Below are 21,874 nucleotides of genomic sequence, written 5' to 3' on the forward strand. Positions count from 1 at the left end.
CTGTGCGCGCATCACCATGCCGCGGCTCGGGCCGCTCAGCCCGGTTGCTCACTCCGCCGTCGCACCCAGACCACCCTTCCTCCTCCTGCCCGGCCGGAGGCGGCGTCAAGTTCGTCGCGCTCGCTTTCCCGTGGCTCCCAATCCACATAGGGAAAGAACACCGCCCGCCAGCACAGCTTGATGAGCAGGATCTCGCCATAGAGGGGAATGAGACCCAGCAGCGAATCGCGCAGCCGGTAGGAGGAGAACCGGGACAACAACCCGATCCCCACCACGATGAAGAGTCGCGCCACAGCCAAGCCCGCCGAGTCCGCGATCCAAATGGGCTCTCCCGCGAGCGTCCGCTCGTACAGGGGGTCCACAAATGCGCGTTCGAGTGATCGAGCGAGAGCGTATCCTCCTACGAACATGCCCGCAGCCAGCAGCCACCGTCCCAGGCCGGCGCATCGCCTGCCTTCTCCGCACAGCCTGTCCGCCATTCCCCACAACCGTCTCCTCCACTCACGGGCAAAGCCATGGAGTCAGCATTCATCGCAGTCGCTCAGCGGGATTGCACCGCCACCTCCATGGGCGAGGTGGGGGACCGGTCATAAACCCAGACCTCCACCGTCCGCCCGGCACTCGCCTTGCTGACGCCCGCGACACAATAGGAACAACGGTCGGTGGGCGCGTCCAGCACCTCCCACGCGTCCTCGCGAAACGGCTCCAGCAACCGGTAGCCCGACACGGCGCGACCCGCTTCGAAGAGAAGGTAGGCATCGCTGGACCCCGCATCGCACCCGTTGTTCTCGGTCACGGTTCGGGCCACCTCGGGCGGCAGCAATCCGTCCACAGCGCTTCTGAGACCCGCGACTTCCGCCGCTGCCGTATCGGCACACTCAGTCGCTGGAACACGACCCACACCGCACCCGACGGAAGCCATCGCGACGCCCAATAGAGCGGCCAGGAGTAATCGTGGTTGAGCCCGCATGAATTCCCTTCCGAAGCGTGACTCCTACTCCGTAGCAGTATCGGGGCCGCGGGTCGTCAGCGTCCACGCCGGAGAGCGCGGCCGGGGAGGTTTCCGGTGGGTACGCCGTCCGCGAGCGCCGGCAGTCCGTTGACCACCACGTGCCGGACACCGGTGGCGTACCGGTGCGGCTCCTCGTACGTCGCGTGGTCGCCCACCGTCTCCGGGTCGAACACCACGATGTCGGCGTACTTGCCCGGCGCGAGCAGGCCGCGATCCCGCAGCCCGAGGTTGCCCGCCGGCAGGCTGGTCATCCGGCGTACGGCCTCGCCGAGGGTCAGCAGGGACTGCTCGCGCACGTACCTGCCGAGGATGCGGGCGAACGTCCCATAAGCCCGAGGATGCGTGGGCGCGTCGGCGTACGGCGCCTCGGTGGCGAAGGTCGGCGCGTCGGACCCGACGGAGACCCACGGGTTGCGCAGCGCGGTGCGCAGCACCTCCTCGCTCATCATGAAGTACATGGCGTGCAGGGTCGGCTCCCGCTCGACCAGCCGCAGCAGCGTCTCCACCGGCTCGATGCCGTCCCGGTCGGCCGCCTGCCGCAGGCTGAGGCCGCGATACTCCGCCGCCGGCCCGTTCGGGTCGGGGAGCAGCATGACGCCGTCCGCGCCGCCCGCGGCCAGGAAGAGGTTCTCCCAGCGCTCCGACGGGGTCGTCACCCCTTCGCGGATGCGGGCGCGTTCGGCCGGGTCGGCGAGCCGGGCCGCGAGGGCCTCGTGGCCGCCTTCGTGGAAGTGCGGCGGGATCGAGGAGCCGAGCTGGGTCTGCCCGGCGAGATAGGGGTAGATGTCGGCGGTCACCGGCTGACCCGCCGACCGGGCGGCCTCGACGCGTTCGACGGCCCGCGCCATCGTGGGCCAGTTGTGCCGTCCGGCGGCTTTGAGGTGATAGATCTCCGCGTGCACCCCGGCCCGGCGGCCGATCGTGATCAGTTCGTCCACGGCGTCCAGGAAGTGATCGCCCTCGCTGCGCAGATGTGAGATGTACGAGCCGCCGTACCGGGCGACGACCTCGCAGAGCGCGACCAGCTCGTCCGTGGAGGCGAAGCAGCCCGGCGGATAGATGAGCGCCGACCCGACCCCGAGGGCCCCGTCGGCCATCTCCTCGTCCAGCACGCCGCGGACGCGGGAGAGCTCGGCCGCGGTCATCGGCCGGTCGTCCGAGCCCGCCCCGATCATGCGCAGATTGTGCGCGCCGACGAAGCTCGCCACGTTCTGCGCCACCCCCTTGCCTTCGAGATGGGCGAGGAACTCCGACAGGCGGCCCCACACCAGCGGCGGATCGTCCGGCCCGTTGCCCGCTTCGAGCTCCGCCCGCACCTCCGGGGTGTGCGGCCCGATCGAGGTGCCCTCGCCGAAGATCTGCGTGGTGACGCCCTGGTAGAGGTCGGACAGGCCGCGTCCGTCCTGCTCCAGGGTGAAGTACGCGTGGCTGAGCACGTTCACGAAGCCAGGCGCGACCACCAGCCCGGTCGCGTCGAGCACGGGCACGTCCGGTCCGGCGGCGCCCGCGCCGGGACGCACGGCGGTGATCCGATCACCGTCGACGAGAACGTCGGCCACCCGGCCGGGGCCGCCGCTGCCGTCATGAACCGTGCCACCGCTGATCACCAAGGTCGTCGTCATACCAGCATCCTGCGACGACGACCCGGTCCAGCAGTTCATCGGATCCGATGAACCCGCCCCCGACCTTTGGTGGCCACCGACGAAGCCCGGCACGACCGCCATCTCCGTCGCTAAAAGATATTCATGCGAATTCGGCTGGGCGAAGCCACCGGATAAGGCCCGTCGAATCGAATATTCCTTTTACCGGCGGACGGGGGAGCGGCCATTCTGAGAAAGGCCATTTGTGCGGGGCGGGTGGAGGTCAGGCGATGGCTCGGCTCGGTAGGTTTCTGCTGGCAGCTCTGCCGCTCCTGGTGCCGACGGGCTGCACGGGGGAGGGCGACGATCGTCCTGGTCAGCCGGCGGAGTTCGCCTGGCAGTGCGAGGTGAGCAACCGCGTCACCAGCGGTCTGCTCCAGGTCGACGCGGGGATCCTGACGTTCTCCGCCTCGCTGGAAAAGGGTTATGCCGTGCTCAAGGATCCCGAACGGGGGAGGCGTACGCACGCGGCGGCTCTGTCGTACAAGCTGAGTGCGGGCCCGCGTTTCGTTCCCGCGTTCACCCCCTGGCTCGACGGCGGCACCTGGATCAGCAGGATCGGCCCCGGCCTCGAAGGCTCGATCGCGGCGGGCGCGGCGGCGACGTTCGTGTACGAGCGGCCGACCGCGAGCGCGGCCCGCGAGGTCCTGAGCCAGGTCGTGCCGCCGGACGGCTGGAATCGCGCGGCGATCGGCCTGAGCGCCAGGGCGGCCGGGTCGGCGTCCCTGGGCGCGGGGCCGATGGCGGGCGTGGAGGTGGGCGGCGAGGCCGAGACCGCCGCCGAGGTGATCCTCTACCCGGATAAGGGGTTCGCGGTGACGCGGGCCTGGCGGGGCACGGTCGGGGCGGGATCATCAGGAAACGGACCGTCGCTGCTCGGCCTGCGCGCGGGCTGGAGCGGCAGCCTGGCCGTCTCCTACAGTCTCTTCTTCGACCGCGAGCTGCGCGCCCGCCAGCTCACCGTGGTGACCGAGACCGTCACGGGCGACACCATGCAGCGCACCACCCGGCTGCTCGGCCTGGGCCGGCGCGCCCGCGAACTGGTCGAACGAGCACTGCCCGAGATGCTGGTCAGCCCGCTGCTCGCGGCCTCGCCGCCGTCGGCGGGAACGTTCCTCACGGTGACGGCCGAGCCGCTGCTGGCGCGGATGCGGAGCAACGGCACCACGGTGCGGGCCACGTACTCGGTGGTCGCCGACTCCAGCGAGTACGGACTGGAGTTCGTGGCGTTCGGCGGGTCGCTACAGCGCGGGGTGACCAGGGCGAAGCTGACGAAGATCTCGTTCACGAAGGCCGGCCAGGAGCTCACGCACGGATGCGGCCTGGTCGAGGTCGCCCCGGCCCCGGTCCTGCCTCCGGTCGTCACCCGGCCGACCCTGCCGCCGAAGTGCGTACCCGCACCCACCACACCCCCGCCCACCCCGATCCCGACCACCTTCATCGAGACCCCCACGGACACCGTCACACCCTCCGCCCTGGACGATCCCTGCGCGTCCCCCTCGCCTACGCCGTCCCAGACCCCGACCGACCCGATCCCCACCGACCCGACTCCCACGGAGACACCCACCATCACGCCGACCCCGGCCCCGACCCCGACCCCAACGGAACCACCGCCGACTCCCAGCCCGTCGACCGAGGCCCTGGAGAGCCCGACACCCTGAGCAGAACACCTGCCCGCTGATCAACCCACCTCGTGCACCCAGGGCCGACCCGCCGGGGGCGCGGGGATGTGCGGCCGCTCGCGGGCGAGGACCGCGCCGAGCACCGCGGCGAGGACGGGAATGCCGGCCACGACGGCGACGACCACTGTCCAGGGAGTCTCGAACGACACCCGTGCCGGATCCTCCCATCCGCCACGCACCGTCAGCGGCCACAGCAGCGTTATCCCGGCAGCACATCCGAGGACCGCCCCGAGGACTGTGCCACACAGGGCACTGACACCGGCCCGGAAGGCGCAGAACAACCGGAACGCCGCGTCCGTTCCCGTGCCGATCCGCCTCATGACCTGGGCCTGCCGCGAATTCGCGACCCTGCCGAAGCCGGCCGCCTGCGCGCACCCGACCGCGGCGAGGAACGCCAGGGTGGCGACGGACCGCCACCAGGTCGAAGCCTCGAAGCCCCGCTCGACGTAACCCCTGGCGACCGCGTCGTCCAACCGGTCGTCGAGGCGCCGCTGCTCCTCGGCCGTGGTCCGATGCAGGGTGGGGTCGAGGATCAGGTCCCTCCCGGACGATCTTCGAGGAGACGAACACCCCCTCGTCGTGCAACCGCGCTCGCGTGCGAACAGGCTTCTCTCGTGCGAAGAGGAGGGACGGATGTCGTGGTTGACTCCGGATTAGCGGTTTCGTCGTTCGGATGCCTTGGGGTGGCCGGCTGCGACCTTGGTGAGCCAGATGGTCGTTTCGGTGTCGTCGATGGCGTACCAGATGCGTCCTCCGGAGGTGACCTCGTATTGCCACTGCTCCAGATTTCGGTTGTCGTGCTTGACGGTGCCCAGCGATCCGGACAGTGGGTGTTGCCGGTCGTCGACCCTGCGTGGGTCGTCTGTGAGGTCGAGCCAGCATCGGTCGCAGTTGCCGGGCACCTGCGAGCGTAGTTCGGGCCATGCCTTCCAGGCTTTGGCGCTGGCGGCTCGTACGATCCAGCCGGTTGGTCGGCGGATCTCTTCGCCGCGGCCGCTCACTCGGCGCCGTCGATGGGCTGTCCGCCGCTGCCGTCGAAGGGATCGGTGAGGTCGCGGGCGATCTCGGGGTCGCTCCAGGCCAGGGCGGTGGACGTCCATGACCGGCGGGCCCGGGCGTAGGGCAGGAGCTCCCCGGTGTCGGCTCCGGCGAGCAGGTGGGCGAGAAGTTCGCGGACGCACTGCAGCCGCTCGTGCTCGGGAAGCCAGGTGAGCCACGGAAGGTCCTCGGCCAGGGCCTCTTCCGCCAGGACCCGGTTGGAGCGGACCACGATGGTCATGGAACGGGCCAGCGTGAGGAGTGCGGCGCGGGCTGCCTGGTAGCGCTCGTCGCGTACGAGCCAGACGTTTTCTGCGTCTCGACGTTCGAGCAGCACGTCGGCGACGTCGAGCTCGGGGAAGACCTCGTTGCGGTCACGAGCCAGCGCGCTGAAAGGGAACGTCTTCATGCGTCCAGATTACCCTTTGAGTGCATCACTAATGCAACACTAATGATGAACAGGACTCCGTCCGGGAGACCATCCCTAGGTGAGATAGGCGGCGGGGATCATGTCGTCGGTGGTGAGGGGTGGGCCGAGGATGGTCTGGCCGTGGTCCTCGGCTGCCGCCGCGAGGTCGGCCGGGGTGATCGACCAGCCCTCCGGCCTGGGGCGGGAGAGGTCCCGGCCGGCGGCGCGGAAGAAGCCCTCCATGCCCGCCGGCGTGCTGATGGCCAGCATGTCCACCGTCGGTGAGGTGAGCCGGTACGCGTGCGGGACCCGGCGCGGCAGGTACGCGACGCCGCCTTCGGACAGCTCGTAGCGGTGTTCGCCGGCCCAGAAGACGCCGCTGCCGGACAGGAGCACGATGATCTCGTCCTCGTCGGCGTGGACGTGGACCGGTGAGGCGGAGCCCTCGGTGGCCGCCGTGCGGAACATCGTCAGCTGCCCTCCGGTGTGCCGGGCGTCCAGCAGGATCTGCATGATGCCGCCGCCGAGCCACTCCAACTGCTCGTGGTCAGCGGCCTGGGCCAGGTACGGGATGGTCACAAGGGTCCTTTCGTCATGACGTGCCGCGGGGCACGAACCGCTGCCACGGTAAGGGCGGCGACCCCGGTTCCGGCATCCCAGAATTGTGGGATCTCGGCACCCGGCACGGTCGGTAGGCTGACAGGGAGATGAGGCTTTCTGTCACCCAGCGTGAAGCCGTACGCGACATCGTGGCGATCTGTTCGCTCGACCTTGACTCGCGGGCGTTGCGCGCCAGGATCGCCGACCGGCTGCGTCGCGTGATCCCCCAGGACGCGTTCTGCTTCGGCACGATCGATCCGTGGACGCTGCTGATCACGGACGAGGTCTCCGACGGCATCCCCTCGGCCGCCGCCGCGCCGGCGGCGCGCAACGAATACCTGGTCGAGGACGTCGACAAGTTCGCGGTGCTGGCCCGGTCCAGCCGGACCGTGGCGATCCTCGGCCAGAGCACCGGCGGGGATCCTGAGGCCAGTCACCGGCTCCGGTCGGTGTTGCCCGTTATCGACGCGCGGCACGAGCTGCGGGCCGTCTTCGTGGCCGACGGCAGGTGCTGGGGCGCGGTGGCCCTGTTCCGCAACGGCGGACGACCCGACTTCACCCAGAGTGACGCCGACCTGGTGCAGGCTGTCTCCGTTCCCGTCGCGGTGGCGCTCCGGCGCGCCGCGTGCCGCCCTGGTGCGGCGGTGGGGGTGAGCACCGATCCGGGCGGTCCCGGAGTTCTGCTCGTGGACCGAGGGGGAGGGGTGCTGGCGGCCAACGAGGCCGGCCGCCGGAGGCTGGACGACCTGTCACCGCACCGGATGGCCGTGCACGAGGTGGCGGCCGCCGCCCGCGCCGGTCACGGCTCCGCCGCGCATGCCCGGGTTCGGTCACGTACCGGCCGGTGGTTGTCGTTGTGGGGCTCGCCGTTCGACGGCGGCCACGAAGGGGACGTCTCGGTGGTCATCCAGGTGGCCCCGACCTCGGAGATCTCGCAACTGCTGATGCTCGCCTACGCCCTCAGCCCGCGCGAGCGGGAGGTGCTGCAGCGGGTGATCGCGGGCATGCCGTCCGCCGGGATCGCCGCCGACCTGCACATCTCCGCCAGCACCGTGCAGGACCACCTCAAATCTCTCTTCGCCAAGGTCGGCGTACGGAGCCGGGGCCGGCTCGTGTCGCACATCCTCGGCGAGCACTACCTGCCCCAGGCCGTCCGCTGACGTGCGTCGGCTCGTCAGCCCCGAAGAGCCCGTCATTCCCGGGGTACGCCGCCCGCGTCCACCACGTCGCGCAGCTGAGCCCGGGTGGTGACGCCCAGCTTGGGGAACACGCGGTAGAGATGCGACCCGACGGTGCGCGGCGACAGGAAGAGCCGCTCCCCGATCTCGCGGTTGGTCAGGCCACGGGCGGCGAGCCGGACGATCTGCCGCTGTTGCGGGGAGAGCTCGGCCAAGCCATGGGGGTCCGGCACGGCGACGTCCGTACCGGCGGCCCGCAGCTCGGCCCGCGCGCGTTCGGCCCACGGGCGCGCGTCCAGCCGGGCGAAGACGTCGTGCGCCGCCGCGAGGTGCGGTCGCGACTCGGCGATGCGGCGCCGCCGCCGCAGCCATTCGGCGTACTCCAGCCGCGTCTGGGCGTGCTCGAAGGGCCGCTGCTCCAGCGCCGGTTCCTCCAGCGCCGCCAGGAAGGCGCGCTCGGCCCGCTCCGGGGCGGCGAGCAGCGCACGGCTGCGTTCGACGAGGGCGTGCAGGCGGGCGGAGCCGCCCTCGGCCAGGGCCCGGGCCGAGCGTTCGACGATCTCGGCCGCCTCGGCGTGGCGGCCGGTGCGCGCCGCCGCGGCGGCCAGCTCAGGCAGCGCCGGGTAGGAGGCGTGGTAGTGAACGGGATCTCCGCCGCGATCGAAGAGCGTCCGGTACTGCTCGTACGCGCTCTCGTAGTCACCCTCGGCAGCGGCGGCGGCCGCCGTGGCGCGGCGGGCGTGCACGGCGACCGATCGGCTCTCCAGCGGATCGACCAGGCGCAACGCCCGCTCGGCGAGGGCGCGGGCCTCGACCGTGTCGCCCTGGGCGGCCAGCACCATGGCGTCGGTGGCGAGCACGCACGCCGCCGCGTGGTCGAGCTTCCCGGCGGCCAGCGCGCCGATGTCGGCGCACACCTCCCGCGCCTGCGCCCATCGGCCGTACTCGAAATAGGCGAGCGCCGCCACACCGGCCAGCCCGTCGGGGATCGGCCCCCTGGTCCGCCATGACCGCACCGCCTCGTCGAACGTCCGTACGGCCAGGGCGATCTCGTCCAGGATCCAGGCCGCGACGGCGAGCGCGGTCAGCCGTTCCGGATGGTTCCTGGCCGCGGCGATCATGCTCGGCAGCCGGGGGACGAGCCCGCGTCCGCCGCCGAACGGGTCCGCCACCATCCGCACCCAGTCACGCATCGGGTCGTCGGGCAGGCGTGGCAGGATCCGGTCGATCTCCTGCCGATGGGACGCTTCGCCGGAGTAGAAGCGCAGCACGGCGGCGGCGGCGAGCGCGTCCAGCGCGGTCGCCGGGTGCGTGGCCGCCGGGTCGCCGGCGATCCCGATCAGCTCGGCGAAGACCGCGTTGTGCCGCCGGGTCAGCGCGGTCAGCCGGCCGACGCGCAGGGTCGCGGCCGCCAGTGCGTTGGGGTCGTCGGTACGGGCGCGTATCCGTTCGGCCAGCTCCTCCACCCAGGCCAGTCGGCCGGTGAGCACGGCCAGGCCCGCCGCGTCGACCAGCAGCCGGGTGCCGTCGCCGGGTACGGGGCTCAGCTCGGCGGCGCGGGCCAGCGCCTGCGCCGCCGCCGCGTAGCCGCCCCTGCGGCGGGCCCGGTCCGCCGTACGCTCCAGGGCGGCCGACACCTCCGCGTCCGGGTACGGCGTGGCGGCCGCGAGATGCCAGGCGCGCCGGTCAGGTTCGTCGCCGAGGACGTCGGCGAGTGCGCGATGGGCCTGCGCGCGGGCGTCGAAGGGCGCGGACTGGTAGACCGCGGAACGGACCAAAGGGTGCCGGAACCGCACCTGCCGACCGGCCCGGCCGACCAGGCTCGCCTGTTCGAGGGTGAGCCAGGTTTTGTCGTCGGGGTCGGGCAGCAGCGCGAGGACCGCGTCGGGGGGATCCGCCACGTCGGCGGCCGCGAGCAGCAGCAGCGTACGGCGGCACACTTCGGGCAGCTCCGCCACCTGGGCGGCGTAGCCGGCCGCCAGCCGCTCACCGACCGGCAACGGGCCGTGGTCGTGGGGTTCGAGGCCGCGAGAATGGGCGGCTTTCGCCAGTTCCAGCAGCGCCAGCGGGTTGCCGGCCGCCTCGGCGAGCACCCGGTCGCGGATCCCGGCCGGCAGCTCCGGCGCGCGCAGGTCGAGCAGCCGCCGGGACGCCGCGTCGTCGAGCGGGGTCAGCGTGATCGCCGGGAACGCGTCGTCGAGCGGCTCCAGCCTGATCGCCGGGAACGCGTCGTCGAACCCGGGCAGCGGCTCGCCGTTGCGTACGGCGACCAGCAGGGCGACCGGATCGTCGTCCAGCCGCCAGGCCACGAAGGACAGCACGCCGGCGGAGGCGGCGTCGATCCACTGGGCGTCGTCGACCACGAGCACCACGGGCGTCCGGTCGGCCAACCGGGACAGCAGGGTCAGAACCGCGAGTCCCGTCAGCAGGGGCTCGCCGGAAGCCTCCGCGAAGCCGAACGCCCCCAGGAGAGCCAGGCGCTGCCGTTCGGGCAGCTCGTCCGCCTCGTCCAGCACGGGCCGCAGCAGCTGGTGCAGTCCGGCGAAGGCGAGATCGCGCTCCGACTCGCGGCCGGTGGCGCGCAACACGCGGTGACCCGCGTGAGCGGCGCGGCGGGCCGCGTCCTCCAGCAGCGTGCTCTTGCCCACCCCCGGCTCCCCGATGACGAGCAGAACGCCGCCGCCCACCTCGTCGGCCGCGAGTCGGACGCCGCCGTGTGGCGCGTCGGCTCCGAGCAGGGCGTCTCCGCTCGGCACGTCGGCCCCGAGCCCGGTGACCCGGGCGAGCCGTCGGACCTCGGCCTCCCGCCCGACGATCGACGGCTCAGGCCCGAGGGCCGACGGCTCACCTACGGCGGGAAGACCCGCCGCGTGCCCGTGCGCACGTCCTCCCGCCATCACGCACCTCCCGCGTCGAGTGCAGTCGTCTGACGGATACCGATGGGCCGCCGTCGCCGCGCACGATGGTCGGGCCGAGGCGTTCTCCGGCATCCCACCCGTCGAGCGGAGGAATCTCCATGGCCAGCGAACCCGTCGACCAGATCACCCTGGGCGAGGTCACGATCACCCGCGTCCAGGAGTACTACGGACCGGTCGAGATGACGCCCCAGCAGTTCTTCCCGGAGTCCTCGCCGCACGCCTGGGAGCGGAACTCCTCCTGGCTGGCGCCGCACTTCCTCGACCCCGAGACGGGAATCGTCAACAGCGCGATCCAGACCTGGCTCCTGCGCAGCGAAGGCAGGACCATCCTCGTCGACACCGGCGTCGGCAACCACAGATACCGACCCTACGCGCCGGTCTGGAGCTACCTCGACACCGGCTTCCTCGCCAACCTGGCCCGCGCCGGCGTCCGGCCCGAGGACGTCGATCTGGTGATCAACACCCACCTCCACGTCGACCACGTCGGCTGGAACACGTTCCAGGACGGCCGCGCCTGGGTCCCCACCTTCCCGAACGCCACGTACCTGATGCCGAAGCCCGACTTCGACTTCTGGAACCCGGTCAACAACCACACGACGGTGTTCGGGCGGGGCAACCAGAACGTGTTCGAGGACAGCGTCCTGCCGGTCCACGAGGCGGGTCTCACCGAACTGTGGGACGACTCGTACCAGATCGACGCGAACCTGCGCCTGGACCTCGCGCCCGGGCACACGCCCGGATCCTCCGTGCTCACCCTCCGGTCGGGCGCCGACCGGGCGGTGTTCGTCGGCGACATGATGCACAACCCCGTGCAGTTCGTCGAGCCGGACGTCAACAGCTGCTTCTGCGAGGACCCGGCGGCCGCCCGCGCCTCCCGGGCCAAGGTCTTCGGCTGGGCCGCCGACAACAACGCCCTGGTCATCCCCGCGCACCTGGGCGGGCACGGCGCGGCCGAGCTGATCCGGGAGGGCAGCGGGTTCGCCGTCAAGGGCTGGGCCCCGTTCTCGCCGTACTCCGACCACCACTGAGGACACCTGATGAACCAGCACGTGGACGTCGTCACCGCACAGGGCACCGTGAGGGGACTGCGCGGCGACGACTCCGTCGTCTTCCTGAACATCCCGTACGCCGCGCCCCCGGTGGGCGCCGGCCGCTTCCAGGCGCCGCGCCCGCACGATCCCTGGACGGGCGTACGGAACGCCACCGAGCCGGGACCGAACGCGCCCCAGGCCGAACGCCGGCTCGGCCGCATCGATATGTCCCCATATTTCGGCCCCGGCTGGATCCCCGGCGACGACTACCTGACCCTCAACGTGTGGACCCCCGAGACCGCCGCCGCCGACGCGCGCCTGCCCGTGATGGTCTTCGTGCACGGCGGCGGCTTCGTGGCCGGCTCCACCCGGTCTCAGGTGTACGACGGCGCCGCCTTCGCCCGCGACGGAGTCGTCCTCGTCACCCTCAACTACCGGCTCGGCATCCCGGGCTTCCTCCACCTGCCCGGCGCGCCCGACAACCGGGGCCTGCTCGACGTCGTCGCCGCCCTGCGCTGGGTCCGCGAGAACATCGCCGCGTTCGGCGGCGACCCCGGGACCGTCACGCTGTTCGGCCAGTCCGCCGGCGCCACGATCGTGGCCGCGTTGCTGGCCAAGCCCGAGGCCGAGGGCCTGTTCCGCCGCGCGATCGTCCAGAGCGGCAGCGGCCTGGGGGCCTTCACCACCGAGCAGGCCACCCGCGTGACCGCCGCCGCGGCCGCCGCGCTGGGCGTCGAGCCCGGTGCCGAGTCCTTCGCCGACGTCCCCGACCGGCGCCTCGTCGAGGTCATCTCCGAACTGTCGGGCATCGACCTGCGCACCGCCACCCACCACGACCCGCTCATCGGCCTCAGCCCGTTCAGCGTCGTCCTCGACCAGCAGCCCGCCGAGGCCGTCGCCGCCGGCCGCGGGGCCGCCGTGGACCTGCTGACGGGCACCACCACCGAGGAGGGCAACCTCTACCTGGCACCGTTCGGAACCCTGTCCTCCTCGACCGACGCGGACGTCACGGCCGCCGCCGCCCGCTCCCACCGCGAGCCCGCCCGTCTCGTCGAGACCTACCGCAGGGCACGCCCACTCGCGTCCAGCGGCGAACTCCGCTCGGCGATCATGGGCGACGCCCTGTTCGGCCTGGGCACCCGCCGACTGGCCGACGCGCACGCCGGCCATCGCACGTCCGCCACCTACGTCTACAGCTTCGCCTGGCGCTCGACGGCCCTGGACGGCGAACTCGGCGCGGCCCACACCATGGAACTACCGTTCGTCTTCGACACCGCCACCCTGCCCGAACTGCACGGCCCTGAGTCCCTGCTAGGCCCGGACGAACCACCCGCAGCCCTCGCCACCCGTACGCACACCGCCTGGATCACCTTCGCCAGAGCCGGAGACCCCGGCTGGAACCGCTACGACGCGACCCACCGCACCACGAAGATCATCGACAAGAAAGAGACCCTGGCGGACGACCCACGCGGCACGGAACTGGAGGCGTGGCCGGAATGACCGGAAGGTCGCCACTCGGCACGCGAGGCCGGGTGGCGGGTTTCAGGTCAGCGCTCGCCGAGCACCGCTCGGCCGAGGGGTGGGACGGCGCCGCAGGTGCGGAAGAACCAGCGGGTCATCGCCCGTCGCAGCGGGTTGCGGTCGATCGCGGCGTCGGTGTTGCGGACGACCTCCCGTACGGTGTCGAAGCCGTGGTGCAGCATGTCCGCCTCGTAGTCGTGCAGCGTCCGCGACAACGGCAGCTCGCCACGATCGGCGGCGATGAGCGCGGCGCAGAGCCGGTGGGCGTCGCGCAGGGCGGTGTTGCCGCCGAGTCCGCCGACCGGGGGCATCTGGTGGACGGCGTCCCCGAGTCCGGTGACGTTGCTCGTCCGCCACGGCCTCAATCGTCGCGCGGCTCTGAACTCGGTCTGGTAGAGGGTGTCGGGGGTCGAGTCGGCGAGCAGCCGGCGCAGGTCGGGATGCCATCCGGCGGTCCGCCTGGCCAGCAGCGCCCGCACCGCGGCCGGATCGGCCTGCGCCTGCGCCGTGAAGCCCGGCAGCGCGTCGCGGTGCGCGATGAAGGCCCACAGCAGGTAGTCGTCGTCCTGGGAGTCCGCCAGCAGGCGCTCGGGCTCCAGTCCGAGCGCGCGTACGCGGTCGCCGAGCCGGGCGTTGATCGCGGCCGGGTTCTCGCGCCTGCGGAAGACCGCGGTGAACAGGAAGTCCTGGCGGGGCCAGAACGCGTTCATGCCGGTGAGCAGCTCCTCCGGCAGCCAGCGCCGGTTCTCCTCGGTGAGGAAGAGCTTGCCGGCCATGGCCGTCGCCGGCAGTGTGGTGCGGTCGGCCTCGGGGTGGAGCTGTCCCCACACCCGGGAGCCGGCGCCGTCGGCCGCGACGAGCACGTCGGCGGTCGCGGTGGTCCCGTCGGCGAACTCCGCTGTCACCGTCCCGTCGTCCTCCTGGGCGAAGCCGGTGCATTCCTTGCCGAACTGGACGACGTCGTCCAGGCCGGCCAGCAGGAGTCTGCGCAGGGTGACGCGGCTGACGGCATGCCGGCCGGTCGTGGGGTCCAGCGGATCCGGCTTCCGGCCGTTATGGCTTTTCTGCCCGATGCGTACGAGCGGCCGCATCTGCTCGTCGCGGAAGCTGATCCCGGGCCCCGGATCGCCCGCGGTGGCCACCAGCACCTCCCACAGGGCGGGCGGCAGGCAGGCGTGCAGGGCGGTGCTCCCGGTGGATTCGAGGTGCAGCCGGAAGCCCTGGAGCCGCGAATCGGCTGATCGGTCCCGTTCGTACACGGTGACGGTCAGGCCGGCTCGCCGCAGTCCTTGGGCGAGGCAGAGCCCGCCGATCCCGCCGCCGATCACGGCGACGTGCCTGATTCGAGAAGACATGCATGCTCTCCTTCCGATGGGGGCGCGCCCGGGGAGATGGGGCGCACCCGCGCTGATGGGGGCGCGCCCGGGAGGTCATTCCTCCAGGTGCGTGAGCTCCGCGAGCAAGCGCTCGTGCCAGGCCAGCTCCGTCTCCAGCCGCATCAGCGTGTAGTCGAAGGCGACGGCCTCCAACCTGGTCAGGTGCGGCTCGGCCTCGACACGCAGGTTGCGCCAGAAGCCGAGCTGGGTGGCGTAGGAGTCGCGCCGCAGCTGTACGGCCGTACGCAGCTCGTCGGGGCCGATCTCGCCGCTGTGCAGGAGCACCAGCTGGATCGCGTCCGGCCGCAGCCTGGTGTCGGCCAGGACCGTCCTGATCAGCGCGACGAGCTCGGTGCGGCCCTTGGCGGTGATGCCGTACACCGTACGGGCGGGGAGGTTGCCCTCCTGCTCCGTGCGAACCACCTCGACGACGCCTTCGTCCGCCATCCGGCGCAGCGCCCCGTACAGCGACCCGGGCTTGATGTCCGCCCACAGCTCGACCCGGTCCATCTGGGCGGCGGCTCGGATCTTGTGCCCGTGCATGGGACCGCCGTCCGCCAGGGCGCCGAGGATGAAGAGACGCGTTGCTCGCATATGACTACTCAAACACGAGTACTCGCGCCGCGCAAGGTGGTCGGCTGAGTGGACACGTACGGGGTGAACGGGAGGCCAGGTCGTCAGTGCCGCGATCAACAGAAAAGAGCCCGCCCCGCGGGGCGAACTCTTATGGGGCGATCCTGTGCCCGAGGCCACAGCCGTCGAAGATCATGGGCCACTTCGAACGCAGAACCTTATCAAGCACTTTCATGTTGTGGGTACTTCGCGGCATAAGTCATCTTAGGATCGGCCATTGTGACGTCCAATGGACTGCATCCCGCTTCCGCACTGGAAACGTCCGACCCCGTGCAGATCGGCCCGTACCGGATTGCCAGCAAGCTGGGGCAGGGTGGCATGGGTACGGTCTACCTCGCCGAGGGGCCGTCGGGGCCGGTCGCGATCAAGGTGATCAACCGCCTGCTCGCCGTCGATCCGGAGTTCCGCGCGCGGTTCCGGCGCGAGGTGTCGGCGGCGCGCCGGGTGCGGCGGTTCTGCACCGCGCCGGTGCTCGACGCGCAGTTGGACGTCGAGCCGCTGTGGGTCGTCACCGAGTACGTCGCCGGGCCCGACCTGGGGCGCATGCTGCGTGAGAACGGGCCGCTGGAGGGCTCCAACGTGGAGGCGCTCGCGGTGGGCGTGGCGACCGCGCTCACCGCCATTCACGACGCCGGGCTGGTGCACCGCGACCTCAAGCCCGCGAACGTGCTGCTGTCACCCCTCGGCCCGCGCGTGATCGACTTCGGCATCGCCCGCGCCCTGGACGCCGGCGACCGGCAGACCGCCACCGACCTGGTCTTCGGCACCCCCGACTACATGGCGCCCGAGCAGGTGCAAGGGGAACAGGTGGGCCCGCCGGGGGACATCTTCGCCTGGGGGTGCGTGGTCGTCGCGGCCACCGTGGGCGCCTCGCCGTTCGCCTCCTCGAACCTGCCGCACGCGATGTACCGAGTCGTCCACGACGAACCCGATCTGCGGAGCCTCGATCCCGGTCTGCGCCCGATCGTCGCGGCGGCGTTGAACAAGGATCCTGCGCAGCGTCCCACCGCGCAGGAACTGCTGGCCGCGCTGGTGCAACGTCCGGACGTCGATTCCGCCCAGGTCGCCGGCAGCGTACGCCTCGACCTGAGCCCGCTCCGCAGGGAGAACCGCGAGAGCCGCGAAGGCCGGGAGGCCCGGGAGAGCCGGGGCCAGGCCCGGTCGGCGCGGCACCGCTTACCGGAGGGGAGCAGACGGCGCAGGCGGAGGGACGTGCTGACCGGAGCGGCCGCGGCCCTGGTCGTGAGCGCGCTGATCGCCGCGGCCGTGATGGTGTGGATGGTGAACTCGGCCCCGGAGACGCCTCCCCGGGGCGAGATGGTGTACCGCGAGACGTTCGCCGCCGACAATTCGGGCTGGAACAACGAGGGCACCCGGGTGGACACCGGTCAGGGTTACACGGGTGACGGCCGGTACACGATCAGGCTGAAGCGCGGTGCCGGGCACCGGTGGAGCCCGGCGCCGGCGAAGAAGGGACTTCCGGACCGCGCGCTGGCGTCGGTGAAGATGAACTTCTCGGACGCCGGCTCCGACACCTGGAACGGGGTCTACTGCGAGTACTCCAAGGACGACCAGGTCGCCAACGACATCGTGTACGTCCTGGAGGTCCGCGGCGACGGGCACGGGAAGATCGCCAAGGTCGTCGGCGGCGTCCCGCGCAACATGACCAGCGACATCCCGCTGCCGGAGGGCGTCGCCAGGGGGAACGCCCTGCTCCGCGCCGAGTGCGTACGCGGTGCCGGCCAGGTCGATCTGGCGTTGTGGGCCGACGACCAGCTCGTCATCCGGCTGGCCGACACCGAGGCGAACAAGGCCGTCGGCCCGCCCCGCTTCGGGCTCTTCGTCGAAAGCGTCTCCGAGACCCGCACCTATTTCGACGACTTCGTCGTCGCCCGGCTCCCCTGACGCCGGACATCGCCTCCCGGCGGCGCCTTTCCACCGACACCGGCGTTCGTCCTCGCCTGCGGCGAGAAGGTGCTCGGCACGGATCCCGGACCCGAGATGCTGGCTCAGCACCCACAGCGAGAAAGCGGCCCTCCCTAGCGGCCCTCCCTAGCGGCCCTCCCTAGCGGTCGGGGCGGTCGAACCCGGTCGGCGGGGCCGCGGGTGGCCTGACGTACACACAGGGTTCAGGCCCGGCGCCCATAAGACCCACCCGCACCTCCCTGGGCGGGACGGCAGGCGACTACGTCGGCGGGATTGTCGGTGGCGAAGGATACGGTTGATCGGTGGAACTCTCCCCCCAACAAGTGCTCGGCCTGCGGATGTCCAGCCTGCTGCTTCGAGCGTCGCCCGGCGATGCCGGGCGGGCGACGAGCGTGGTCGAAGTGGTGACTTGGCTGGGGGCGATGCAAGCGCAGGACCTGGCCAGCGGCCTGTGGTCGTTCGGCGTGCGCCTGCCCGGACTCACCGCCGCCGATGTCACCGACGCGCTGGAGCGGCGTGAGGCGCTGCGCACCTGGCCGATGCGCGGCACCATCCATTTCGTCCCGTCCCGCGACGCCCGCTGGATGCTCGAACTCATGGGCGTCCGGGCACTGAACGGCGCGGCGAGGCGGCGCGAACAACTCGGCCTCTCGGAGGAGACCGCCGTTCAGGCCATGGAGGTGCTGGGCGCGGCTCTGACCGGCGGCGGGCGGCTGACCCGGTCGGAGTGCCTGGCCGCGCTGGCCGACAAGGGCATCGACACCAGCGGCCAGCGCGGCTACCACCTGCTGTGGTACGCCAGCCAGCGCGGCCTGCTGTGCATCGCCCCCAACATCGGCAACGAGCAGAGCTTCGTGCTGCTCGACGAGTGGGTTCCCGACCCGCACCGGCCGGAGCGCGACGAAGCGCTGGGCACCATCGCCCTGCGCTACTTCCGCGGCCGTGGACCGATCACAAGGCAAGACTTCGCGGGCTGGACCGGCCTGACCGCGGCCGACGCCAAACGCGGCATCGCCGTGGGGCCGGCGACGCGCTGGCCAGGGTTACCGTCCACGGCGTGGAGACCTACCTCGACGCCGCGCTCCTCGACACCACCCCTCCCCCGGCCGGCGACGACGAGCTGCTCGTGCTGCCCGGGTTCGACGAATACCTGCTGGGCTACAAAGACCGCTCACTCATGGTCGCCGACGAGCACAAGGCGGCCATCATCCCCGGCAACAACGGGATCTTCCAGTCCACCGTGGTACGCGCCGGCCGGGTCGTGGCCATCTGGAAACGCACCCTCACGAAAAGCCGGGTACGGATCGCCGTGCAACCACTCGCACCACTCCACGGAAGCGACCGGGCAGAGGTTGAGCGGGCGTTCGAGCGGTACGCGCAGTTCGTGGAACGCACCCCAGAGGTGCGCTGGCCGTGACCCGGCGGCCGAGCTCCGGGGCGTGCGGCTGGGGAAGGGCCGCGACTAATCTGATGGGGAAGGTGAGGAGCAGTGATGACCGAACATCATCGGGACGCCGCGCTCTCCCCCTCCGAGCAGGCGACCATACGCGAACTACTCGACGCCGACCGCCGCAGCACCACGGACCGCATCGCCCTGCTGGGCCGCGACCGGGACGAGATCGTCACATCGTCAGCGCTGACGGCCTCCGACGACGAGCATGACCCCGAGGGCACATCCACGGCGTTCGAGCGGGCCCACGTTCAGGCCCTTCTCGATCAGACCCTGGCACACCTCGCCGAACTGGACCTCGCTTCCGAGCGGCTACGCGATGGCACCTACGGGACCTGCGCGAGGTGCGGGCAACGCATCCCCATCGAGCGCCTGCAGATCCTCCCGGCCATCAAGACCTGCGTGAACTGCGCCTCCCGCCGCTCCCGATAAGGCCACGGGCATCGACTCCGTGCTCGGCAGTGAGTGATCCGGTACGGCTCGGCCCGGTCGTGCCTCCGGCGTAGACGAGGTGCCGCAGAACGCGGACAGGCCAGGGGCGTTGAAGGTAGCGTGGGGCGCATCGAGGGCCTCCGCCGGACGGTGAGCGTGGAAATCCCCGTCCGGTAAGTGCTCGACACACACCCCGTGATCGCCGCTCGCATCCCGACTCCACCCTCAACAGCGAAGAGTCGCTTCATTTCAGGAGCCGGTGATGGATAACGAGATTCAACTGATCAGTGACGGCGATGGCCTGGCGGTCATCGGGCACCCGACCGCTGTCGAACGCTTCCTGGTCTCTGAGGGACTGCCGTCGAAGGACCTCGGACTGCAACGGCTCGGATCTGTTCTCGGTATCGGAGCTGGAGCCCTACAGGCAGGTTCCGAGATCGCCGCCAACTCAGGTCGCTGGGTGCAGCTGACCAAGGAGTCCGCGCAGCTTGTCAAGAAAATCGGGCTGATGGAAAGCAAGACTCCAGGCGTCAGCCACGCAATGGTGGGGCAGCCGGGCTCGATCAAATCATGGCTCCAGATCGCGAAGGGGCCCGGATCGGTTGGGCCCAACCCGGCGCTTCTGGCTACTGCTGCAGCGGTTATGGCGCAGCTTGCGATGCAGCTGGCCATGAACGAAATCACCGACTATCTCGTCACGATCGAAGAGAAGGTCGACGATGTGCTGCGCGGCCAGAAGGACGCCGTGTTGGCCCGCATGATCGGCGTGGGCTTCGTCATCGAGGAGGCCATGACCATCCGAGAGACGAGGGGCCGGGTCGACGAAGTCACATGGTCGAAGGTGCAGACCGCGCCGGCGACGATCGCAGAGACTCAGGCGTATGCGTTGCGTCAACTCGACGCGCTCGCGGAAAAACTGGGAGGCACAACCAAGCTCGTTGATCTCGCCAAGGCGGCCAAGGAAGCAGAGGCCAAGGGACAGGAGTGGCTCGCTGTGCTGGCTCGCTGCTTCCAACTGCAGGACGCGATCGTCGTGCTTGAACTCGACCGGGTGCTGGACGCGTCTCCGGGGGAGTTGGACGGGCATCGCCTCGGATTGCGGGCCGCCAGGAAGGACCGGCTGGAACTCATCTCACGAAGCACCGACCGTCTGATGGCCCGCATGGATGCGGCTGCTGCCACGGCCAACACCAAGGTGCTGATGTATCCGGCCAAGGCCCCGGCCGTAGTGCAGTCGAGCAATCATGTCTCGCGCGCCATCGTCGACTTCCACGGGCGGCTCGGGATCGGGCGCGTTCGCAAGTCATCGCAGGCGAGACGATGGGCGGACGCGGCCAAAGAGGTGAGAGACCAAGCGCTCGAAACAGGAGCAGCTGGCGTCGATGCCGCAAGGTGCCTCGGCAACGAGACCCTCGACCTGGCCAGATCGGTGACGGGCAAGCTCACCAGCGGCATCGCTGAGCGAGCGCTCCGTCGGCGCGGAGACGACGAGAAAGGCTGAGTGCCGCTCCAAGCCCACCTGGGTGTCGGCGAGCGAGATGCCAGGCGAGGGCATCTCCTGCGGCTGCCCGAGGATCTGCTCTCCCGCTGGGAGGAGCAGGTGGAGAGCTCGGACGCCCTGCGGCTGCACAAGGAGGCGTACGGCCGGTTCTGCGAATACCGCCACTCGGCTCGCACCGGCCAGCCGTTCAACGAGGAGACCCGGTACAACACCTGGCCGCTGCCTCGTTACTACGCGCTGCACACGCTGTCGCACCTGCTGATCCGTACGATCGCGCTCGAATGCGGCTACAACTCGGCCAGCCTGGCCGAGCGGATCTACGCGGGCACGGAGGACGACCCGCGCAGTGGGAACCTCATCTATACGGCCGTACCGGACGCCGAGGGCACCCTGGGCGGCCTGGTGTCCCTCGCCGAGCCCGACGAACTCTGGTGCGGCTGACCCGCCGCGCGCTCACCGAGGCCAGGAGTTGCTCCTCCGATCCTCTCTGTGCCGAGCGGCTGCCTCGCAAGCCGGAGGACTTCCTGCAGGGCGCGGCCTGCCACGTGTGCCTGTTCGTCTCGGAGACCACCTGCGAGCGCGGCAACCGGTTCCTCGACCGCAGGTTCGTGGTGCCGATCGGCGATCCGGCCCTCGCCCTCTGCCGCGACCTGCCGTGAGCGGCGTCCACCCTCGTTTCGAGAAGATCGCGGCGGATGCGGTGGAACGCCTCGGCTCGGTGGATCTACGGACTCTGGCCGACCGGATCGCCGAAGGAGGCCCGGCGTCCGGGATCACGAATGCCGTGCCGCTGTCAGGCTTCCCGATGTCGCACAGCGCATTCTGTCCGCGCAGCTGGCCCTGAGCATGCCGAACGAAGAGACGGCGCTCTACCTACATGGGATGGCTTCCGGCTACGACCGGCATCGAACTACTCCCACGGTGGAGTCAGTGTGGACCGGCCTGCCACGCATGCCGTGCCCGTCCGATCCACCGCGCAGGTACTCATCGACGTCGCGGGCGAGGCGTCGCACGAGCTGGTCGTGGCCGGCGCGGCCGTCTACAACGTCCTGACCCAATATCTCATGAAGAAAATCCCGTCCAGATTCGAGTTCATCCGGAGGGAAGCCGACGGAGAGCGCGGAATCAGGATCGGCAACTTTCATGACAACGAGTCGAAGGACCTGTGGCGCGGCGTCGAGTGGACACAGACCTTCGACGGCGAACAGCATCCGTTCCACAAGGAGTACTTTGTCGTGGAACGCCTCAAATGGGATCGTGGCAAGGACGGCGACCGGCGCCTGACCACCGTCTTCATCGCGGCGGGCACCTGCTCGGCGGCCACAGCGGAGGCCCTCCGCCTTCTCGCCGACTGGCCGGCCCTCGCCCGATCGTTCGGCGACAAGAACTTCGGCCTCGTCCGGGAGATCCACCTCATCGCGACGAACGAGCTGGACGGCCGCTCACGTGAGATGGCCCCGCCGCACGAGGGCGCTGGTTTCGAGTTCCGCTACGGCGAGCACTGATCGGCCCGCACGGTCTCGTCCG

At 70.7% G+C, this 21,874-nt stretch carries 20 protein-coding genes and 1 pseudogene; 11 read left to right on the top strand and 10 right to left on the bottom strand.

The annotated features are described in order from the left end of the window. Positions 1–35 precede the first annotated feature (35 nt). The 3 genes from B0I32_RS23770 to B0I32_RS23780 form a co-directional block, all read right to left on the bottom strand. Entirely contained in the window at positions 36–479 is a 444-nt protein-coding gene (locus B0I32_RS23770; protein ID WP_146178285.1) for a hypothetical protein, read from the bottom strand. Between the two features lie 62 nt (positions 480–541). Then, entirely contained in the window at positions 542–832 is a 291-nt protein-coding gene (locus B0I32_RS23775; RefSeq protein WP_106243157.1) for a hypothetical protein, read from the bottom strand. Between the two features lie 194 nt (positions 833–1,026). Beyond that, positions 1,027–2,634: an N-acyl-D-amino-acid deacylase family protein gene (locus B0I32_RS23780; protein ID WP_106243159.1), complete on the bottom strand. Its 1,608-nt coding sequence runs from the start codon at positions 2,632–2,634 to the stop codon at positions 1,027–1,029. 248 nt (positions 2,635–2,882) lie between these two features. Here B0I32_RS23780 and B0I32_RS57815 point away from each other — a divergent pair, with 248 nt between their 5' ends. Continuing rightward, complete coding sequence (locus B0I32_RS57815; RefSeq protein WP_181307700.1) at positions 2,883–4,313, top strand: hypothetical protein; 1,431 nt, start codon at positions 2,883–2,885, stop codon at positions 4,311–4,313. 20 nt (positions 4,314–4,333) lie between these two features. Here the strand turns inward: B0I32_RS57815 and B0I32_RS23790 are convergent, their stop codons facing one another. The 4 genes from B0I32_RS23790 to B0I32_RS23805 form a co-directional block, all read right to left on the bottom strand. Continuing rightward, positions 4,334–4,807, bottom strand: a complete 474-nt coding sequence (locus B0I32_RS23790) for a hypothetical protein (protein ID WP_106243161.1) — start codon at positions 4,805–4,807, stop codon at positions 4,334–4,336. Positions 4,808–4,987: 180 nt separating this feature from the next. Continuing rightward, a complete protein-coding gene (locus tag B0I32_RS23795; RefSeq protein WP_146178286.1) occupies positions 4,988–5,335 on the bottom strand; it encodes a hypothetical protein in 348 nt (115 codons plus the stop codon). Further along, a complete protein-coding gene (locus B0I32_RS23800) occupies positions 5,332–5,781 on the bottom strand; it encodes a hypothetical protein (RefSeq protein ID WP_106243165.1) in 450 nt (149 codons plus the stop codon). Before B0I32_RS23800 ends, B0I32_RS23795 begins: the two co-directional genes overlap by 4 nt. Before the next feature lie 75 nt (positions 5,782–5,856). Further along, entirely contained in the window at positions 5,857–6,360 is a 504-nt protein-coding gene (locus B0I32_RS23805; protein WP_106243168.1) for a cupin domain-containing protein, read from the bottom strand. 128 nt (positions 6,361–6,488) lie between these two features. On the opposite strand from B0I32_RS23805, the gene B0I32_RS23810 reads away from it, so the two are divergent. Beyond that, positions 6,489–7,541: a helix-turn-helix transcriptional regulator gene (locus tag B0I32_RS23810; RefSeq protein ID WP_106243169.1), complete on the top strand. Its 1,053-nt coding sequence runs from the start codon at positions 6,489–6,491 to the stop codon at positions 7,539–7,541. A gap of 32 nt (positions 7,542–7,573) precedes the next feature. Here the strand turns inward: B0I32_RS23810 and B0I32_RS23815 are convergent, their stop codons facing one another. Then, a complete protein-coding gene (locus tag B0I32_RS23815) occupies positions 7,574–10,456 on the bottom strand; it encodes a helix-turn-helix transcriptional regulator (RefSeq protein WP_106243172.1) in 2,883 nt (960 codons plus the stop codon). A 119-nt stretch (positions 10,457–10,575) separates the two neighbouring features. On the opposite strand from B0I32_RS23815, the gene B0I32_RS23820 reads away from it, so the two are divergent. Further along, positions 10,576–11,505 carry an MBL fold metallo-hydrolase gene (locus tag B0I32_RS23820; protein WP_106243174.1) on the top strand — a complete coding sequence of 310 codons (930 nt, stop codon included), beginning with the start codon at positions 10,576–10,578 and terminating at the stop codon, positions 11,503–11,505. 9 nt (positions 11,506–11,514) lie between these two features. Continuing rightward, complete coding sequence (locus B0I32_RS23825; protein WP_106243176.1) at positions 11,515–13,008, top strand: carboxylesterase/lipase family protein; 1,494 nt, start codon at positions 11,515–11,517, stop codon at positions 13,006–13,008. A 47-nt stretch (positions 13,009–13,055) separates the two neighbouring features. On the opposite strand, the gene B0I32_RS23830 is transcribed toward B0I32_RS23825, so the two are convergent. After that, positions 13,056–14,384 carry an FAD-dependent oxidoreductase gene (locus tag B0I32_RS23830; RefSeq protein ID WP_106243179.1) on the bottom strand — a complete coding sequence of 443 codons (1,329 nt, stop codon included), beginning with the start codon at positions 14,382–14,384 and terminating at the stop codon, positions 13,056–13,058. Positions 14,385–14,459: 75 nt separating this feature from the next. Further along, complete coding sequence (locus B0I32_RS23835; RefSeq protein ID WP_106243182.1) at positions 14,460–14,999, bottom strand: PadR family transcriptional regulator; 540 nt, start codon at positions 14,997–14,999, stop codon at positions 14,460–14,462. Between the two features lie 258 nt (positions 15,000–15,257). Between B0I32_RS23835 and B0I32_RS23840 the strand changes: the two genes are divergently transcribed. The 7 genes and pseudogenes from B0I32_RS23840 (at position 15,258) to B0I32_RS23865 (ending at position 21,852) form a co-directional block, all read left to right on the top strand. Next, positions 15,258–16,943, top strand: a complete 1,686-nt coding sequence (locus tag B0I32_RS23840) for a serine/threonine-protein kinase (RefSeq protein WP_146178287.1) — start codon at positions 15,258–15,260, stop codon at positions 16,941–16,943. A gap of 443 nt (positions 16,944–17,386) precedes the next feature. Then, a pseudogene (locus B0I32_RS23845) lies at positions 17,387–18,381 on the top strand (winged helix DNA-binding domain-containing protein). A 75-nt stretch (positions 18,382–18,456) separates the two neighbouring features. Continuing rightward, positions 18,457–18,846, top strand: a complete 390-nt coding sequence (locus B0I32_RS23850) for a TraR/DksA family transcriptional regulator (RefSeq protein ID WP_106243187.1) — start codon at positions 18,457–18,459, stop codon at positions 18,844–18,846. A 262-nt stretch (positions 18,847–19,108) separates the two neighbouring features. Then, positions 19,109–20,347 (top strand): hypothetical protein, encoded by a 1,239-nt coding sequence (locus tag B0I32_RS23855; RefSeq protein ID WP_106243190.1) that lies wholly within the window; start codon positions 19,109–19,111, stop codon positions 20,345–20,347. After that, positions 20,348–20,788 carry a Zn-binding domain-containing protein gene (locus B0I32_RS60035; RefSeq protein WP_245955991.1) on the top strand — a complete coding sequence of 147 codons (441 nt, stop codon included), beginning with the start codon at positions 20,348–20,350 and terminating at the stop codon, positions 20,786–20,788. Beyond that, positions 20,779–21,006 carry a hypothetical protein gene (locus B0I32_RS60040; RefSeq protein WP_245955992.1) on the top strand — a complete coding sequence of 76 codons (228 nt, stop codon included), beginning with the start codon at positions 20,779–20,781 and terminating at the stop codon, positions 21,004–21,006. Before B0I32_RS60035 ends, B0I32_RS60040 begins: the two co-directional genes overlap by 10 nt. A gap of 273 nt (positions 21,007–21,279) precedes the next feature. Further along, positions 21,280–21,852 carry a hypothetical protein gene (locus B0I32_RS23865; protein WP_146178288.1) on the top strand — a complete coding sequence of 191 codons (573 nt, stop codon included), beginning with the start codon at positions 21,280–21,282 and terminating at the stop codon, positions 21,850–21,852. Positions 21,853–21,874: the final 22 nt, after the last annotated feature.

Origin of the sequence: Nonomuraea fuscirosea, from assembly GCF_003001935.1 — a bacterium.
GTDB lineage: Bacteria > Actinomycetota > Actinomycetes > Streptosporangiales > Streptosporangiaceae > Nonomuraea > Nonomuraea fuscirosea.

What these genes read in the sequence shown, in the direction of transcription:
- B0I32_RS23770 (WP_146178285.1), bottom strand. Translation starts at nt 479, where the DNA reads ATGGCGGACAGGCTGTGCGGAGAAGGCAGGCGATGCGCCGGCCTGGGA.
- B0I32_RS23850 (WP_106243187.1), top strand. Translation starts at nt 18,457, where the DNA reads ATGACCGAACATCATCGGGACGCCGCGCTCTCCCCCTCCGAGCAGGCG.
- B0I32_RS23855 (WP_106243190.1), top strand. Translation starts at nt 19,109, where the DNA reads ATGGATAACGAGATTCAACTGATCAGTGACGGCGATGGCCTGGCGGTC.
- B0I32_RS23810 (WP_106243169.1), top strand. Translation starts at nt 6,489, where the DNA reads ATGAGGCTTTCTGTCACCCAGCGTGAAGCCGTACGCGACATCGTGGCG.
- B0I32_RS23835 (WP_106243182.1), bottom strand. Translation starts at nt 14,999, where the DNA reads ATGCGAGCAACGCGTCTCTTCATCCTCGGCGCCCTGGCGGACGGCGGT.
- B0I32_RS23800 (WP_106243165.1), bottom strand. Translation starts at nt 5,781, where the DNA reads ATGAAGACGTTCCCTTTCAGCGCGCTGGCTCGTGACCGCAACGAGGTC.
- B0I32_RS23780 (WP_106243159.1), bottom strand. Translation starts at nt 2,634, where the DNA reads ATGACGACGACCTTGGTGATCAGCGGTGGCACGGTTCATGACGGCAGC.
- B0I32_RS23820 (WP_106243174.1), top strand. Translation starts at nt 10,576, where the DNA reads ATGGCCAGCGAACCCGTCGACCAGATCACCCTGGGCGAGGTCACGATC.
- B0I32_RS57815 (WP_181307700.1), top strand. Translation starts at nt 2,883, where the DNA reads ATGGCTCGGCTCGGTAGGTTTCTGCTGGCAGCTCTGCCGCTCCTGGTG.
- B0I32_RS23830 (WP_106243179.1), bottom strand. Translation starts at nt 14,384, where the DNA reads ATGTCTTCTCGAATCAGGCACGTCGCCGTGATCGGCGGCGGGATCGGC.
- B0I32_RS23825 (WP_106243176.1), top strand. Translation starts at nt 11,515, where the DNA reads ATGAACCAGCACGTGGACGTCGTCACCGCACAGGGCACCGTGAGGGGA.
- B0I32_RS23815 (WP_106243172.1), bottom strand. Translation starts at nt 10,456, where the DNA reads ATGGCGGGAGGACGTGCGCACGGGCACGCGGCGGGTCTTCCCGCCGTA.